Raw genomic sequence first — 12749 nt, forward strand, 5'->3', positions numbered from 1 at the left:
CGCAGCGCTGGCCTGACCCAGCGGAACAGAGCACCCCAACGCCAAAAAAGAGGTGACCCGGGCATCGAACCCGAGCCACCCCTTCGCAACGTCGAACTACCGCTCACTCAAAATGCGACAGCCCCCCCAGGGCACTTAACCGCTCCACTGCGGCGAAGCCGCACCGCGGTATGCCATGATGGAAACGCACCTCGGTGTGCAGCGGCGGTGGGGCTCGCCGTAACCGAACCTCGGTCTTCGCGCCGACAACAGTCCCTGTCTCGGCACTCGTATGTCCGCAGATAGGGAGCAGGTTGATGAACGATTTCGACGACGAACAGAGCGATACCGCGGCCGATCGGGCCCTGCCTGTGGACCCGGACGGCGTCGACACGGCGCGTCCTCTACACGTACAGCCGGCGGCAATTGCCGCAGTTGCTCTCGGCGGTCTGGTGGGCACCGGCATTCGCTACGGCGCGGAGTCGGCCTTCCCGTTCGTATCCGGTTCGTTCCCTTTCACCACTCTCGTCATCAACATCACCGGCACGTTCATCCTCGGGATGTTGCTCGAACGGCTTGCCTTGTCCGGACCGGACAGTGGCCGGCGACGACGGATACGGCTGTGTATCGGCACCGGGGTACTCGGCTCGTACACCACCTACAGCTCGTTCGCCCTCGAGACCGTGGAGCTGTTGCGAGATCATCGCGTCGTGGCTGCCGCGGTGTACATGACCGTCAGCGTGGTCATCGGTACGTTGGCGGCCGGGGCGGGCATCGTCTGCGCGCAACGGTTCGGCACCCGCGCGGAGGAGAAGCGATGATCGCCCTGTGGGTCGTGCTCGCCGGAAGTGCCGGTGCAGTCAGCAGATTCGTCCTCGACGGCGTCATTCGGTCACGACTGAAAACCGAGTTTCCCTACGCCACAGTGCTGATCAACGTCACCGGATCGGCCGTACTCGGCGTCGTAGCAGGGCTGGTGGCGTTCCACTCGGCACCGGAACAGGTGCAGGCCATCGTCGGCGTCGGATTCTGCGGCGGCTACACCACTTTCAGCACCGCAAGTGTGGAGACCGTTCGCCTGCTCGAACGGCGTCGCTACGGTCTCGCTGCGTACAACGCGATCGGCACGGCGCTCTGTACTACCGCGGTTGTCGGTGTCGCGATGGTCGCGACGGCGTACATCTGATTATCACAACTGCGCCCGCATAGCAGGAAAGGCGCTGGCAGCGAAACCGTTTCGCTCGTACATGCCCTGTCCTGAGGGCGTCGCCATCAGCTCCGCTCGTGCAATGCCGGTTTCCCGAGCCCAGTCCATCACCGCAGCGAACGCTCTGCCGCCGAACCCCTGACCTCGAGCTTCGGGTGCGGTGCACACATTGCTGATCAGGACATCACGTCCATCCGGTGAGAGAGGCGAGGGTGCAGCGTCTCGAACGGCACCCATGGCGCAGGCTACGACCACGCCGTTGTGTTCGACGACGACAATGCGGTAGTTCGCATCGTCCAATCGGTCGACGAACCAGTCGAATGCATGTGCGCGCCAAAGTTGGTCGTCAGGGGCACTGCCCATCGATCGAAACATTTCGGCGCGCAATTCGACGAGTGCGTTCACGTCGCCCATACATGCCCGCCGAACCGTCACACCGACCTCACCCATGATGCTCACCTCATCCCATCGCCGCCCCTGACCCCAGCCTGGTGTACACCGGCTCAACGATCAAAGCACCCGGCCACTGGATATCACCGTGAACGCTACTGACACGCGTGGCGAGATCCGAATATTCGACTATGAGTCCTGACGCGTCGTACCGTACTGGGAAACAGGCAATTTCGGTCGACCATTTCCACCCTGCGCTCCGTAGCGCAGGTTCACAAGGTCTTGATCTTGGCGAACGGGTAGCCACCGATAACCACAGCGACGAACACATAAGCTGCCAGCCCTGCCAACTCCCACGTTGTTCTCTCTCGCTGGAAGTCGGAGAATATCCACAACAACGGAGCCAGCAGCAGAATGGCTGCAGCGACGCCGCACACTACGAACAGCCTGTTCGCCCGTGCACGTAGGTGCGGCGTGGTCTTCACCCGGTCCGGTACGTCACTGCCGTAGTAGTCCGGATAGAGAACTTTGCCGCGTAGCCCCACTGACGAACCGAAGCCGAACGCGACGATTCCCACGATCAGCCCCAGGGCGAGTGCAGTGTTCACGACGGTGCCGATCTCATGTCGGTGACATCGGAACCGAAACGTATGAACCCAGATACAGCAAGACACCCGCGCTCATCCGATCGTCCATACCGCACGGTATCAAATCGACGTCGATCAAGTGCGCCACGACTACTGTCGCCGTTCGGTCGGTTTTCGAGTGACTACATTCCCCCACGAACGATCCGCACGTACTCTCTCCATCCCTCCAAATAGGGCTGCAGATCATCGATCTCGATCAGAGCGATGTCTTCGACCGGGCAGTTCCGGTTTTCGATGACGATCGAGACGCCGTCGATCTCGCCGGCCGCCCACCATCGCTGGAGTCCACCCCACTTCTGGAACTCCACGCTACACCGTTGCAGGGAATCGACACGGCGATCCCGGGAGCGTCCCGGACCAATCTGTGTCGGCTCCGGTAGTCGGGCTCCCTCGGGGAAATTCCGGTCGCACGTTCGATCGCGTGAACCACCGCCCATCGAGAATCTCCGACCACGGTGTCGATCTGCACAGACACGTCACCGTCAGGAATGCCGTGCACGAGTCCGGCGGACGAGAGTCGGTCGTCCACCCATCCCCAGTGCCCGATCATGATGGGGCCGATCCACTCCGCCAGTCCGAACACACGAACCTGCCGAGCTTCCGAAAGCACTCGGCTCTCGAGCTCACTCATGTGTTCCCAGAACTCATCAGGGGACAGTCGGCCTGTCACTTTCATTGCGCGCCTTTCTCAGTCCGTGAGAAATTCCTCTGTTGTCACGACCGTCGCGAACTCGCCGTGCAGATTCGTCGCGGTGATGGTCGACAATGTCGCTGCCGGAACGGTGGTTCCATCAGGACCCAGCCGATCGAATGTGTGTGTGGCGTCGATGACGAAGTACGTGTCGTAGCCGAGGTTGCCGGCCATGCGTGCCGTTGTCTCACAGCAGTGGTTGGTGGTGATCCCGCAGATCACCACCTGATAGATACCCTCACCTCGAAGCCAGGCGTCGAGATCCGGCGTGCCGTAGAAACTCGAGTTGACCCGCTTGCTGATCAAGAGATCAGGTGTCCCGTCGAGGATCTTCTTGAAGGAATGCCCCGCACCAGTCGGCGACAATGGAGACTGCGGGTTCTCGGAGTCATGTCGAACGAACACGATCGGCCACGCCTTCGATCTCCACAATCGTAGTAGCACTGCAATATTGCTTTCGCACAATGGGTTGTCACGCGGACCCCAGAACTCGGAATCATCGAACCCGGACTGCACATCGATGACGATCAGTGCGGGTCGATCGAGATCGGTCGGTACGGAATTCATACCATGCAGGCTATCCGCCAACCTTCATCCTGACCATATCGCCGGGTGGCCCCTTACCCACCCTCGTTCCCGTTCGATCAGCACACGGTAGTGCGATGTGCGCGGTGCACCGTCCTGCGTGAGTTGTACTGAGCTGCACTGTGACCGGGCGAATACCCGAAACGCTGCTCACCACGCGGGAGAGAGGCCGGAAGACCGCCGGCCACGGTACGTGCTCGCCTCGAACGAAAACTACCTACAACCCGGCGTCCGGCTCACTCGTCGATCAGGTCGAATTCCCAGTTGACGCGTTGAATTTCCAAGTCCACGAGCCGAATACGCTTGGCGATATCATCGGCAGTAGAACGCAACTCGGCAACAGGAAGAGCTGCCACGTACACCAACTCCGATCGCAGTTGGCGCGGTCCGTATCGACGCTCCTGATCGCGCCCCGACGCCGCATCCGCCGCGGCGGAGACCGCTTTGTGGCGCATACGTAGTACGTCACGGGATGCGAGCGCGTCCGTGATGGTTCCGTCTCGCACTGTCGCCGCGCTGTTCGTCCGGTTTATCCGACGGATGAGAACTTCGAGGCGGTCGAGAGCAATCATGTACTCCGACAACAGACCGACCGCATTCTCTGCCGGTGATTCACCATCCTGGTGGCGGGCATTCGCCAGAATTCGAGCTTTCACATGCTCGGCGCGCTTGATCAGTTCGCCTCGTTCTGCGAGGGCCTCGGCAAGCTTCATGATCTGCACCTCGGGCCAATAGCACCGAAGGTGGAATGACTGCGGGCGCTCATGCGCCTTTCGACGTGTCGAATCTGTTCATGGTTCAACAAGTACCACAGTTCATCGACATACGGAAGGGCCTGTGCGAGTGGCCGATCGACACACATCTACCGAAGATCGGAGAGAAGTCGCTTCAACAGGCCGGCAAGCTGGCTTCGCTCATCCGGATTCAGCGCCCTCAGCAGAGCCTCCTCGTTGGCCACGTGCGCGGGTAGCGCGGCATCCACAACGTCGAGTCCGGCCGGTGTCAATTGCACGATGATCACCCGACGATTCGTCGGATCGATTTCTCGTTCGATCAGTCCTTTGTCGGTCAATCGGTTCAAACGATGCGTGATAGCGCCGGACGTCACCATTGCACTGTCCAACAACTGTCCGACAGTGAGGCGATGCGGGGCGCCGGTACGCCGGAGCGTCGCGATCAGATCGAATTCTCCTGGTTGCAAACCGAATTCGGCCAACACCGCGTGAATGCGCTTGTCCAGTACCGATGCCGCTCGGCCGATACGCCCGATGACCGCCATAGGGCTGACATCCACATCGGGTCGCTCGGCCTTCCACTGTTGCAGGATCGCATCCACTGCATCGTGCGCCTCCTCCGACACCGACGAACCCCTCACTGCCGAACCGTTGACTTCGGACCAGCATACGCCTACGTTTCAACACTAGATAGTTCAACGTTAAGAGATCAACCCATCGGGAGTCGAGATGTGGGCGTCACGCACCAGGACACGGTCGAGCCACCCTGGCGAGCTCCAGGGCGCGTCCTCGCCCCTCGGAATCACAGCCGCGGCCGCTCTGGCTCCGATTGTTTGGGGCACAACATATGTGGTGACGTCCGAGCTTCTTCCGCCGGACCGACCCATGACCGCCAGTGTCCTTCGCGCTGTTCCCGCCGGGCTACTGCTACTACTCATCGCACCGGGCATTCCCGGCCGAGGTTGGCGACTGAAGACCACGATCCTCGGCGTGCTGAACATCGGATTGTTCTTTCCGATGTTGTTCGTGGCGGCCTACCGACTACCCGGCAGGGTCGCTGCAGTAGTCGGTTCTGCGCAACCCCTCGTCATCATCGCGATGTCCACGGCACTCGGGTGGGGACGCACGCGTCCCGTGCAGATCGGATGCGCCCTCGTCGCGGTCGCCGGAGTCGCGCTGACGACGATGACGAGCGCCGTTCGTCTCGACGCGATCGGACTCGCCGCCGCTGCCATGGGTACCGCCAGCATGGCGACCGGCATCGTCCTCACCAAGCGCTGGGGCGTACAGCAGAACACGAGTCCGCTCAATTCCACTGCCTGGCAACTACTTATCGGCGGGATGGTGATCTGCCCGTTGATTCCGATCGTCGACGACGGTCCGTGGGCCATCGATGCGAAGGCTGCACTCGGCTACACATGGTTGTCGGTGATCGGCGGCGCGATGGCGTACGCGCTCTGGTTCCGAGGTGCCCGCGCGCTGCCCTCTGCGAGCATCTCCCTTCTCGGCATCCTCAGTCCACTGACCGCGGCCGCAGTCGGCTGGATCGTGTTGGGACAGAACATGACAGCACTGCAATGCGCGGGCTTCGTCATCGCACTCGTCGGTTCGATAGCCGGGCAGTTCGTCCCGACGCGTCCGCCGCGACCGACGTAGTCGGGCTGAGTAATCGAACACCACGGCCCGCAACAACAACCCCGACTCGAGACTGTGGACGGTGTCGGCAAACGGAATGATCTGCTCGTCGAGTTCTCCATCGAACCAGCACATTCGATACGGAGACGGCACGCGCTGTCATCGGCGGATAGAGACGATTGTTCCGTTGACCCAATCGGATTCTTCATGTTCGAGGGATCGTCCGTGTTCGAGGCAGCGGTCCAGTTCACCTACCCGGCAGTGCTTCCCGGAACAGAGCCCCCTGGACCCGTCGAAACTCTCGGCACCGAAACGACCGCAGCACTGAATTTGGCCTGTCGGATTCTCGACAACCCCGCTACGATGCTCGGTACATCAGACCGAACGGTCTTGAACATGGAGGATCACATGCCGTATTTCGGTCTGCTGGTGATGTTGCTGTGGGTGTTCTGCCTGATCGACGTGATCACGGCCGACGACGGCGGAGTGCGATTTCTCCCGAAGATCGTGTGGCTCTTGCTGGTGGTGTTTCTCCCGCTCGCCGGCTCGCTGGCATGGCTTTTCGCCGGACGTCCGATAGGTGGCGGAATCTGGGGAGGTGCCGGCGGCGGCACCCGGCGGGTGAGCACTTCTGCGTTTCCGGAGTACGAGACGCGACCTGGTCGTCAGGCCGCACAGAATCCTGATGCCGACGCGGAATTCCTTCGGCAGTGCCGAGAGCGTGCTGAGGAGCAACGTCGACTCGAGCGCGAGCGCCGGAAGCGAGATCTCGAATTCTGATCGTGATCACTCGGGCAGCGTCGGCTCCGTGGACTGGGACGGTGTGAAGTACACGCGGCCGACGAACGTTTGCAGAGCATCGCTCGATACCCGCGTCTGGCCGTCTCGCATGATCAGGACGGAGCTGTGTGGCGCTGCGGATCGCGGGCCTCAGTCATCCTGGCAGCTCGGAACCCTCGGTCGCGTATCGCACCGAGCATGTTGTTTGTCGGTTTTGTGGTCGCCGCGCTCGGTGCGTGGATGATGACCGTCGCGACGAAACAACTGTCGCGCGTCAACGAAGGCCACCGTCTACCCATGATCATCGGAAGGTTTGCGGTCCGCCCCCCCGTTCGCGGCCACAGCGCTTCGAGTGGGAGCTCAGACTGCAGCCCTACTCGCAACGCTGATTGTCTTGAACGCGACGTGGAACTACACCGCACCCTGGCCTTCGACCATTGCCGCTGCTACGACACTGATTGCACCAGTTGCCATTCCAGTCATCGCCATAACCTTGGCCCACAATCGACGCCTCCGGCCCCGGGACGGTGAGTCTCCTGCACCTCGCTCCCATCACTGAAGAAAGGTCAGCCGCTCGATTCGATCGAAACGAGCATGTTTCGGCCACTGTCGAAAGCACCTTGCCACGCGCGCATCGGGCAATACTGTCCCGGTGAGAAGAGTCGGATTGGGAGCAATTATCTTGATTGTCTTCGGCTGCGCTTGCGCACCTGTCGACGAACCCCGGCTACCGACCGCATCGGTTCGATCGACGCAGTTCGCTGCTCCCCCGCCGCCGGTAACCGATCCGGTTCCCAGCGGCGAGCAGTTGACCGCGCTGCTCGCCGCCAGCGTGAACTACTCCGTGCGGGAAGAGGATCGGGCCCGACTGTTCGACGGGCCCACCGAACGCAACGTATCGCTCGCGCGCGCATGGGGTGCGCAGCCCGACCCGCAACACATCGAGTTCACGTCGGTCGAGGTCACCGGCCCGGACACCGTCGATGCGAGCGGCAAGGGGTCGTTCCGCGGCCTCGACTCCTACTCGGTCGGTCCCATCCCCTTCGTGCGGTTCGAGAACGAGTGGAAAGTCTCTCGCGCCTTCGCCTGCAGAACCGTCGGCGCATTCGATGGACGCGACGCCTGCGCGTGAAGGGCCTCACCTGCAACGGCCACCACGCCTAGCACCGACCATCGACAGAATCTGGTGCAGCCAGCCGCGCTGAGCGCGGTCAGCTGCACCCGATTTTGTTCGTGGAACCGCTTCGACGCAGTGAACGTCCAAATGGACATGCTCGATCATTGGTTGTCGCAGCACGACGGCGTGATCACCCGTGCCCAGGCGGCGATCTGTGGCCTGAGCGGTGATGCCGTCGACCGTTTGGTACGCAAAGGCACATGGCAGACGATTCACCGCGGGGTGTATTTCGTTGCAGACCGCCCCTTCACCGCAGATGCGCGTATTCGATGCGCCGTGTGGGGTGCGGGAACGAACGCCGTGCTCAGCGGGGAAGCCGCGGCGTTCTGGCACCGTGTGATTCCGAGGCACCGATCATCATCGAGGTCACCACCCCACGCAAGGGGCGAAGCCGCGCGGAGGGATGCCGGCTTCGCCGACGCGACATTCACAGCAAGGACATCGTCGAACGCCGCGGGATTCGGGTCACGTCGCTCGACCTCACTGTTCTCGAAGCGTCGATCGGCAAGGCTCACATCATGGATCGCGCACTTCAGCGACACACGAATCTGGAGGGACTGCGGCAGGCCGATGCCCGAAACCCAGGCCGCGCCGGAGCCTCCGAAGCGAAGCGTCTGCTGAAGGTCGCGGCGCATGGCGCCCGCTCGGAGGGTGAGCGCCTGCTGATCGGCGAATTCCGGTCCCGCGATATCCGCGGCTGGGTGGCCAACTTTCGATGGGGCGGATACGAACTCGACATCGCGTTCGCTGCAGAGATGGTCGCGATCGAAATCGACGGTTGGGCGTATCACTCCGATCACGACGCATTCCAACGGGATCGAAGCCGACAGAACGACATCACTCCGAATTGGACGATCCTCCGCTACACCTGGTTCGACCTCACCGAGCGGATGGACCACGTGATCGCGGAAATTACCTCGACGGTTGATCGAATCCGGTGCAGCCAGCCGCGCTGAGCGCGGTCAGTTGCACCCGATTTTCACCGACGCGAGGACTCGGGCGGACTGTACGACCCATCGAGTCGACCTCTGATGCGTCGAATCGCCTTCCATCCTGCGGGCGTGACCGCGGTGCTGACGATCGCGCCGAGCATGACGCCCTGCGAGAGAGCCGACCACTCGCCGGGGCTGTCGCCGAACAACGGCCACTTGTACACGAGCGCAAGGACCGCAAGAAACACCAGAGCACGCATAACTTGCACCCTCCCATGACATAGTCAGCGCCGCGAACTATCCGGTACCGTGGTGAGAACGGGCACAGCGGACCACACGAGGTCGGAGGCCGAGATGCAGAAGCCGTTCCGTGAGTGGGTCATGACCGGGGCCCTGAGCAAGAGATGCGGTGCAACCCGAGCGGACTACATCAATGCGCTGGCACTCGCCCCGGCAGTCGGTGTCGGTTTCCTGTTGGTGCACTTGATGATCGACTCGGGCTCCACAGCACTCGATACTGCAGCCGGGTGCGTGGGCGGTGCCATCACAGGCTTGCTGTATCTCTACCTCGCGTACCGGGTCGATGTGCGCAAGAAACGCGGGCCTACCCCTGCGCCGCCGCTAGGTGCTCGGCCGACACGGCTTTGAGGTGCGTCAAATCCGATGCCACGGTCGCCAGGGTGAATCCCTCGGACAGTCGCTGCGCAGCAATACTTCCCGAAGCAGTGTGAATTCCCGCAGTGATGCCCGCTGCGGCAGCGGCCTTCTGCACTCGCACCAGGGCCGCGTCGAATTCCGCATCGACGGAGCGGTCCGCGGGCGAGGATCCGCCGACGGCCAATCGCAGATCCGAGGGCCCTACGTAGACGCCGTCGAGTCCGGGCACAGCGCAGATCTCTTCGACGTTGGCCAAACCTTGTGGAGTTTCGATCATCGCCAGCACGACGGTATCGCGGTTGGCGGCGGCGGGATCGGGCCCGATGCGTAGTTGTGAGCGCATCGGTCCATAGGAGCGGATGCCTGCCGGCGGGTAGGTCGCTGCGGATACCGCGGCGGCGGCATCGGCAGCGGTGTCGACGAGTGGAACGATGACACCGGCCGCACCGGCGTCGAGTGCGCGGCCGATGACGGTGGCGTTGTTGGCCTCGACGCGAACGAGGGCGGCGGGTCCGTGGGCGGCGTCGATGGCCGTGATCCCGGCGAGCATGCCGGAGTATCCGATCAGGCCGTGCTGGAGGTCGAGGGCGATGTAGTCCCAACCCACGTGCGCGAGCCATTCGGTGGAGACCGGACTGTCGATCACCGACCAGTAGCCGAGGATGCGCTCGCGGTTACGAACACGGGCCGCGAATTCCTGTGCAGACATTGAAAACCCCTTCAGCGGTTGTAGTTCGGCATCGGTCCACGGAGCGCGGCACCGACTTCGTCGCACGAGGCGACGACGTCCGCGTCCAGTGGCCCGCGGCCGAGAGCAGCGATGTTCGACTCGAGGTGCTCCACCTTGGAGCCACCCAGCAGCACCGGCCCGGTGGCGGGCTTGGATACCAGCCATCGTAGGGCGAGCTCGGTGAGCGGCATCCCGGCACCGTCGGCAACGGTGCCCAGCTGGGTGATGGCGTCGAATATCGCCGTGTTCCAGTATCGTTCGCGGTACATCGTGGCCAGGCGCGAGTCGCCGAACCGGCCGTCGGTGGGTTCGATTCCCGCCGAATGCTTTCCGGTGAGCAGTCCGCCGCCGAGTGGGTTGTAGACCATGGTGGTCAGTCCCGTCGACGCCGCGAACTCGACGTACTCCTCCTCGATCCTGCGGGCGAGCAGGTTGTAGAGCTGCTGCGCGACGATCGGCCGCGGGGCACCCACCTCGTCTGCGACGCGGTTGACCTCCCCGATTTGCCAGGCCGCGAAGTTCGAGACGCCGAGGGCCCTGATCTTTCCTTCCGCCACCAACTCGCCCACTACTGCGAGAGTGTCGACCAGAGGAGTCGCGCGATCGGGTTGGTGCAGGTAGAACAGGTCGACGTAGTCGGTGTTCAACCGCGTGAGGCTGGCATCGACGCTGAGCCGCAACCCTTTCGGAGACAGAGGACTGTTGTCGCCTGCGTCGGGATGAGGCATGCCCGCTTTGGTTGCCAGGGTTACTCGGTCGCGACGGGTTGCGAGCAGGGCGGCGAGGATCCGCTCGGATTCCCCGCCTGCGTAGCCGTTGGCCGTGTCGATGTGGGTGATTCCCGCGTCGAGCGCGGCGTCGAGCATCTTGGCGGCACCGGATTCGTCGACGGTGTCACCGAACGTCATGGTCCCGAGAACGAGGGGAGAAATGTCGAGCGAGGTCATGCGGAGACTCCTGCCGGGCTTTTCGTGAGACGCGAAACGACATGTCGCGGTTTGATTCCTGTCATGGCTGCGGGGTCGAGAGCCGCTGCGCGCAGTGCCCGAGTGTACGGCTCCTTGGGTCGCGCGAGCACTTCCTCGGTCTCGCCGCCTTCGACCACGCGGCCCTTCGACATCACGATGACCGTCTCGCTGATCTCGCGGACGACACCGAGGTTGTGCGAGATGAAGACGTAGGTCAATCCGGTCTGCTGTTGAATTTCGCGCAGCAGCTCGAGCACCTGCGCCTGCACCGACACATCCAGTGCGCTGGTGGCCTCGTCGCACACCAGGATCTCCGGCCCCGACGCGAGAGCACGGGCGATGCCGATTCGTTGGCGCTGTCCACCGGAGAACTCCGCCGGTCTACGCCCGAGGGCTGTGGTCGGCAGACCGACCCGGTCGATGAGTTCGGCGGCCTTCTTCGCGCGCTCGGACTTACTGCGAATGCCTCTGAGCCGCAGCGGCTCTCCGACGATGTCGACAGCCGTCAGGTGCGGATCGAGTGATCCGTAGGGATCCTGGAACACCATCTGCACACGAGAACGGAACGGCCGCAGTGCTTTCTCGGACATCTGCGCGATGTCGGTGCCGTCGACGACGATGCGTCCCGAGGTGGGGGTGAGCAGCCGCACGATGGACTTGGCGATGGTGGATTTGCCGCAACCGGATTCACCGACGATGGCGATGGTCTTGCCCTTGTCCACCGAGAAGCTCACCGTGTCGACCGCGCGGAATGTGCCGGCGGCAACCGGGTATTCGACGACGAGGCCCTCGACCGACAGAAGTGGTGCACTCATACCGTGGCCTCGACCTTCTCGACTGCTTCGTCCCACGGTCCCAGTTGCGGGATCGAGTCGAGCAAGTTCTTCGTGTACGGATTCTTCGGAGCATTGACGAGCTCTTCGGCACCACCGTTCTCGACGAACACGCCACTCTTCATCACGTAGATGCGATCGGACATCAAGCGCGCGACGCCGAGGTCGTGGGTGATGACGAGCAGTCCGATTCCGGTGCGCTCCTGCAGTTCCAGAAGCAGGTCGAGGATGCTGGCCTGCACGGTGACGTCGAGGGCGCTGGTCGGCTCGTCGGCGACGATCAGTTCGGGGCCTGCCGCGAGTGCGCCTGCGATGAGAACACGTTGAAGCATGCCGCCCGAGAGCTGATGCGGGTACTTGTTCAACTGGCCTGCGGGATCGGGGATACGGACCTGTTCGAGCAGTTCGATGCATCGCGCGGTCTGCGCGGATCGGCCGGTGACGCCGCTGTGCCGGACGGCTTCTCGCAGCTGGCTACCGATGGTGTGCACCGGACTCAGTGCCGTCATCGGATCCTGCGGGATGAGCGCGATGTGCTTACCGCGAATGCCGCACAGCTCCTTGTCGTTTCCGAGTATCTCGGTGTCCTTGAACGTCACGGACCCGGAGAGCACCGCCAGATCGGCGGGCAGCAGGCCGAGGATGCCCATCGCTGTCGTGGACTTGCCGGATCCGGATTCACCGATGATGGTGACGGTTTCACCTGCCTCGATGCAGAAGGACACGCCGTCGACGGCCCTGATGAGGCCTTTGTCGGTGACCAACTCGATCTGCAGTTCGTCGACCTTCAGTAGGTTGCCCATG

Annotated in this window: 19 protein-coding genes and 1 pseudogene; 8 read left to right on the forward strand and 12 right to left on the reverse strand. The window is 62.8% G+C overall.

The window, feature by feature from the left end:
• Window positions 1-103 precede the first annotated feature (103 nt).
• The gene (locus MTX35_RS26320) at window positions 104-373 is read right to left on the reverse strand and encodes a hypothetical protein (protein ID WP_374230351.1); all 270 of its coding nucleotides are present in this window, start codon (window positions 371-373) and stop codon (window positions 104-106) included.
• Here MTX35_RS26320 and MTX35_RS24005 point away from each other — a divergent pair.
• Together MTX35_RS24005 and crcB are read left to right on the forward strand one after the other, a co-directional pair.
• Window positions 297-800, forward strand: a complete 504-nt coding sequence (locus MTX35_RS24005) for a CrcB family protein (RefSeq protein WP_243597321.1) — start codon at window positions 297-299, stop codon at window positions 798-800. The two genes, MTX35_RS26320 and MTX35_RS24005, sit on opposite strands and share 77 nt — an antisense overlap.
• Window positions 797-1165 (forward strand): fluoride efflux transporter CrcB, encoded by a 369-nt coding sequence (crcB, locus tag MTX35_RS24010; RefSeq protein ID WP_243597322.1) that lies wholly within the window; start codon window positions 797-799, stop codon window positions 1163-1165. The genes MTX35_RS24005 and crcB overlap by 4 nt, the downstream gene beginning before the upstream one ends.
• A gap of 3 nt (window positions 1166-1168) precedes the next feature.
• Here crcB and MTX35_RS24015 read toward each other — a convergent pair whose 3' ends face one another.
• The 6 genes from MTX35_RS24015 to MTX35_RS24040 form a co-directional block, all read right to left on the reverse strand.
• Entirely contained in the window at window positions 1169-1636 is a 468-nt protein-coding gene (locus tag MTX35_RS24015) for a GNAT family N-acetyltransferase (protein ID WP_243597323.1), read from the reverse strand.
• A gap of 212 nt (window positions 1637-1848) precedes the next feature.
• Window positions 1849-2184, reverse strand: coding sequence for a hypothetical protein (locus MTX35_RS24020; protein ID WP_243597324.1), 336 nt, complete (start codon window positions 2182-2184; stop codon window positions 1849-1851).
• 161 nt (window positions 2185-2345) lie between these two features.
• Window positions 2346-2531, reverse strand: a complete 186-nt coding sequence (locus MTX35_RS24025) for a hypothetical protein (RefSeq protein WP_243597325.1) — start codon at window positions 2529-2531, stop codon at window positions 2346-2348.
• Window positions 2532-2911: 380 nt separating this feature from the next.
• Window positions 2912-3481: a cysteine hydrolase family protein gene (locus MTX35_RS24030; protein WP_243597326.1), complete on the reverse strand. Its 570-nt coding sequence runs from the start codon at window positions 3479-3481 to the stop codon at window positions 2912-2914.
• A 254-nt stretch (window positions 3482-3735) separates the two neighbouring features.
• On the reverse strand, window positions 3736-4212 hold the full coding sequence (locus MTX35_RS24035) for a DIP1984 family protein (protein WP_243597327.1): 477 nt from the start codon (window positions 4210-4212) through the stop codon (window positions 3736-3738).
• Between the two features lie 149 nt (window positions 4213-4361).
• Window positions 4362-4874, reverse strand: a complete 513-nt coding sequence (locus MTX35_RS24040) for a MarR family winged helix-turn-helix transcriptional regulator (RefSeq protein ID WP_243597328.1) — start codon at window positions 4872-4874, stop codon at window positions 4362-4364.
• An 88-nt stretch (window positions 4875-4962) separates the two neighbouring features.
• Here MTX35_RS24040 and MTX35_RS24045 point away from each other — a divergent pair, with 88 nt between their 5' ends.
• From MTX35_RS24045 to MTX35_RS24060, 5 genes and pseudogenes are all read left to right on the forward strand, one after another.
• Window positions 4963-5889, forward strand: a complete 927-nt coding sequence (locus MTX35_RS24045; protein ID WP_243597329.1) for an EamA family transporter — start codon at window positions 4963-4965, stop codon at window positions 5887-5889.
• Between the two features lie 387 nt (window positions 5890-6276).
• Window positions 6277-6648: a PLD nuclease N-terminal domain-containing protein gene (locus MTX35_RS24050; protein WP_243597371.1), complete on the forward strand. Its 372-nt coding sequence runs from the start codon at window positions 6277-6279 to the stop codon at window positions 6646-6648.
• A gap of 667 nt (window positions 6649-7315) precedes the next feature.
• On the forward strand, window positions 7316-7780 hold the full coding sequence (locus MTX35_RS24055; protein ID WP_243597330.1) for a hypothetical protein: 465 nt from the start codon (window positions 7316-7318) through the stop codon (window positions 7778-7780).
• A 138-nt stretch (window positions 7781-7918) separates the two neighbouring features.
• Window positions 7919-7993, forward strand: a pseudogene (locus MTX35_RS26140) (hypothetical protein); the annotation flags it as partial.
• 101 nt (window positions 7994-8094) lie between these two features.
• Window positions 8095-8781 (forward strand): hypothetical protein, encoded by a 687-nt coding sequence (locus MTX35_RS24060; protein WP_308198167.1) that lies wholly within the window; start codon window positions 8095-8097, stop codon window positions 8779-8781.
• A gap of 23 nt (window positions 8782-8804) precedes the next feature.
• Here MTX35_RS24060 and MTX35_RS24065 read toward each other — a convergent pair whose 3' ends face one another.
• On the reverse strand, window positions 8805-9017 hold the full coding sequence (locus tag MTX35_RS24065) for a hypothetical protein (protein ID WP_243597331.1): 213 nt from the start codon (window positions 9015-9017) through the stop codon (window positions 8805-8807).
• Between the two features lie 94 nt (window positions 9018-9111).
• On the opposite strand from MTX35_RS24065, the gene MTX35_RS24070 reads away from it, so the two are divergent.
• On the forward strand, window positions 9112-9405 hold the full coding sequence (locus MTX35_RS24070; RefSeq protein WP_243597332.1) for a hypothetical protein: 294 nt from the start codon (window positions 9112-9114) through the stop codon (window positions 9403-9405).
• Here the strand turns inward: MTX35_RS24070 and MTX35_RS24075 are convergent.
• The 4 genes from MTX35_RS24075 to MTX35_RS24090 are packed head-to-tail and all read right to left on the reverse strand — an operon-like array spanning window position 9362 to window position 12748.
• Window positions 9362-10123 (reverse strand): HpcH/HpaI aldolase/citrate lyase family protein, encoded by a 762-nt coding sequence (locus MTX35_RS24075; protein WP_243597333.1) that lies wholly within the window; start codon window positions 10121-10123, stop codon window positions 9362-9364. The two genes, MTX35_RS24070 and MTX35_RS24075, sit on opposite strands and share 44 nt — an antisense overlap.
• Before the next feature lie 11 nt (window positions 10124-10134).
• Entirely contained in the window at window positions 10135-11091 is a 957-nt protein-coding gene (locus MTX35_RS24080; protein WP_243597334.1) for an aldo/keto reductase, read from the reverse strand.
• Complete coding sequence (locus MTX35_RS24085; protein WP_243597335.1) at window positions 11088-11927, reverse strand: ATP-binding cassette domain-containing protein; 840 nt, start codon at window positions 11925-11927, stop codon at window positions 11088-11090. The genes MTX35_RS24080 and MTX35_RS24085 overlap by 4 nt, the downstream gene beginning before the upstream one ends.
• Window positions 11924-12748 carry an ABC transporter ATP-binding protein gene (locus tag MTX35_RS24090; RefSeq protein ID WP_243597336.1) on the reverse strand — a complete coding sequence of 275 codons (825 nt, stop codon included), beginning with the start codon at window positions 12746-12748 and terminating at the stop codon, window positions 11924-11926. Before MTX35_RS24090 ends, MTX35_RS24085 begins: the two co-directional genes overlap by 4 nt.
• Window position 12749 lies beyond the last annotated feature (1 nt).

The organism is Rhodococcus sp. ARC_M12, assembly GCF_022810385.1.
Lineage (GTDB): Bacteria > Actinomycetota > Actinomycetes > Mycobacteriales > Mycobacteriaceae > Rhodococcoides > Rhodococcoides navarretei.

What these genes read in the sequence shown, in the direction of transcription:
- MTX35_RS24005 (WP_243597321.1), top strand. Translation starts at nt 297, where the DNA reads ATGAACGATTTCGACGACGAACAGAGCGATACCGCGGCCGATCGGGCC.
- crcB (WP_243597322.1), top strand. Translation starts at nt 797, where the DNA reads ATGATCGCCCTGTGGGTCGTGCTCGCCGGAAGTGCCGGTGCAGTCAGC.
- MTX35_RS24015 (WP_243597323.1), bottom strand. Translation starts at nt 1,636, where the DNA reads ATGGGTGAGGTCGGTGTGACGGTTCGGCGGGCATGTATGGGCGACGTG.
- MTX35_RS24030 (WP_243597326.1), bottom strand. Translation starts at nt 3,481, where the DNA reads ATGAATTCCGTACCGACCGATCTCGATCGACCCGCACTGATCGTCATC.
- MTX35_RS24035 (WP_243597327.1), bottom strand. Translation starts at nt 4,212, where the DNA reads ATGAAGCTTGCCGAGGCCCTCGCAGAACGAGGCGAACTGATCAAGCGC.
- MTX35_RS24045 (WP_243597329.1), top strand. Translation starts at nt 4,963, where the DNA reads ATGTGGGCGTCACGCACCAGGACACGGTCGAGCCACCCTGGCGAGCTC.
- MTX35_RS24050 (WP_243597371.1), top strand. Translation starts at nt 6,277, where the DNA reads ATGCCGTATTTCGGTCTGCTGGTGATGTTGCTGTGGGTGTTCTGCCTG.
- MTX35_RS24060 (WP_308198167.1), top strand. Translation starts at nt 8,095, where the DNA reads ATGCGCCGTGTGGGGTGCGGGAACGAACGCCGTGCTCAGCGGGGAAGC.
- MTX35_RS24065 (WP_243597331.1), bottom strand. Translation starts at nt 9,017, where the DNA reads ATGCGTGCTCTGGTGTTTCTTGCGGTCCTTGCGCTCGTGTACAAGTGG.
- MTX35_RS24070 (WP_243597332.1), top strand. Translation starts at nt 9,112, where the DNA reads ATGCAGAAGCCGTTCCGTGAGTGGGTCATGACCGGGGCCCTGAGCAAG.
- MTX35_RS24075 (WP_243597333.1), bottom strand. Translation starts at nt 10,123, where the DNA reads ATGTCTGCACAGGAATTCGCGGCCCGTGTTCGTAACCGCGAGCGCATC.
- MTX35_RS24080 (WP_243597334.1), bottom strand. Translation starts at nt 11,091, where the DNA reads ATGACCTCGCTCGACATTTCTCCCCTCGTTCTCGGGACCATGACGTTC.
- MTX35_RS24085 (WP_243597335.1), bottom strand. Translation starts at nt 11,927, where the DNA reads ATGAGTGCACCACTTCTGTCGGTCGAGGGCCTCGTCGTCGAATACCCG.
- MTX35_RS24090 (WP_243597336.1), bottom strand. Translation starts at nt 12,748, where the DNA reads ATGGGCAACCTACTGAAGGTCGACGAACTGCAGATCGAGTTGGTCACC.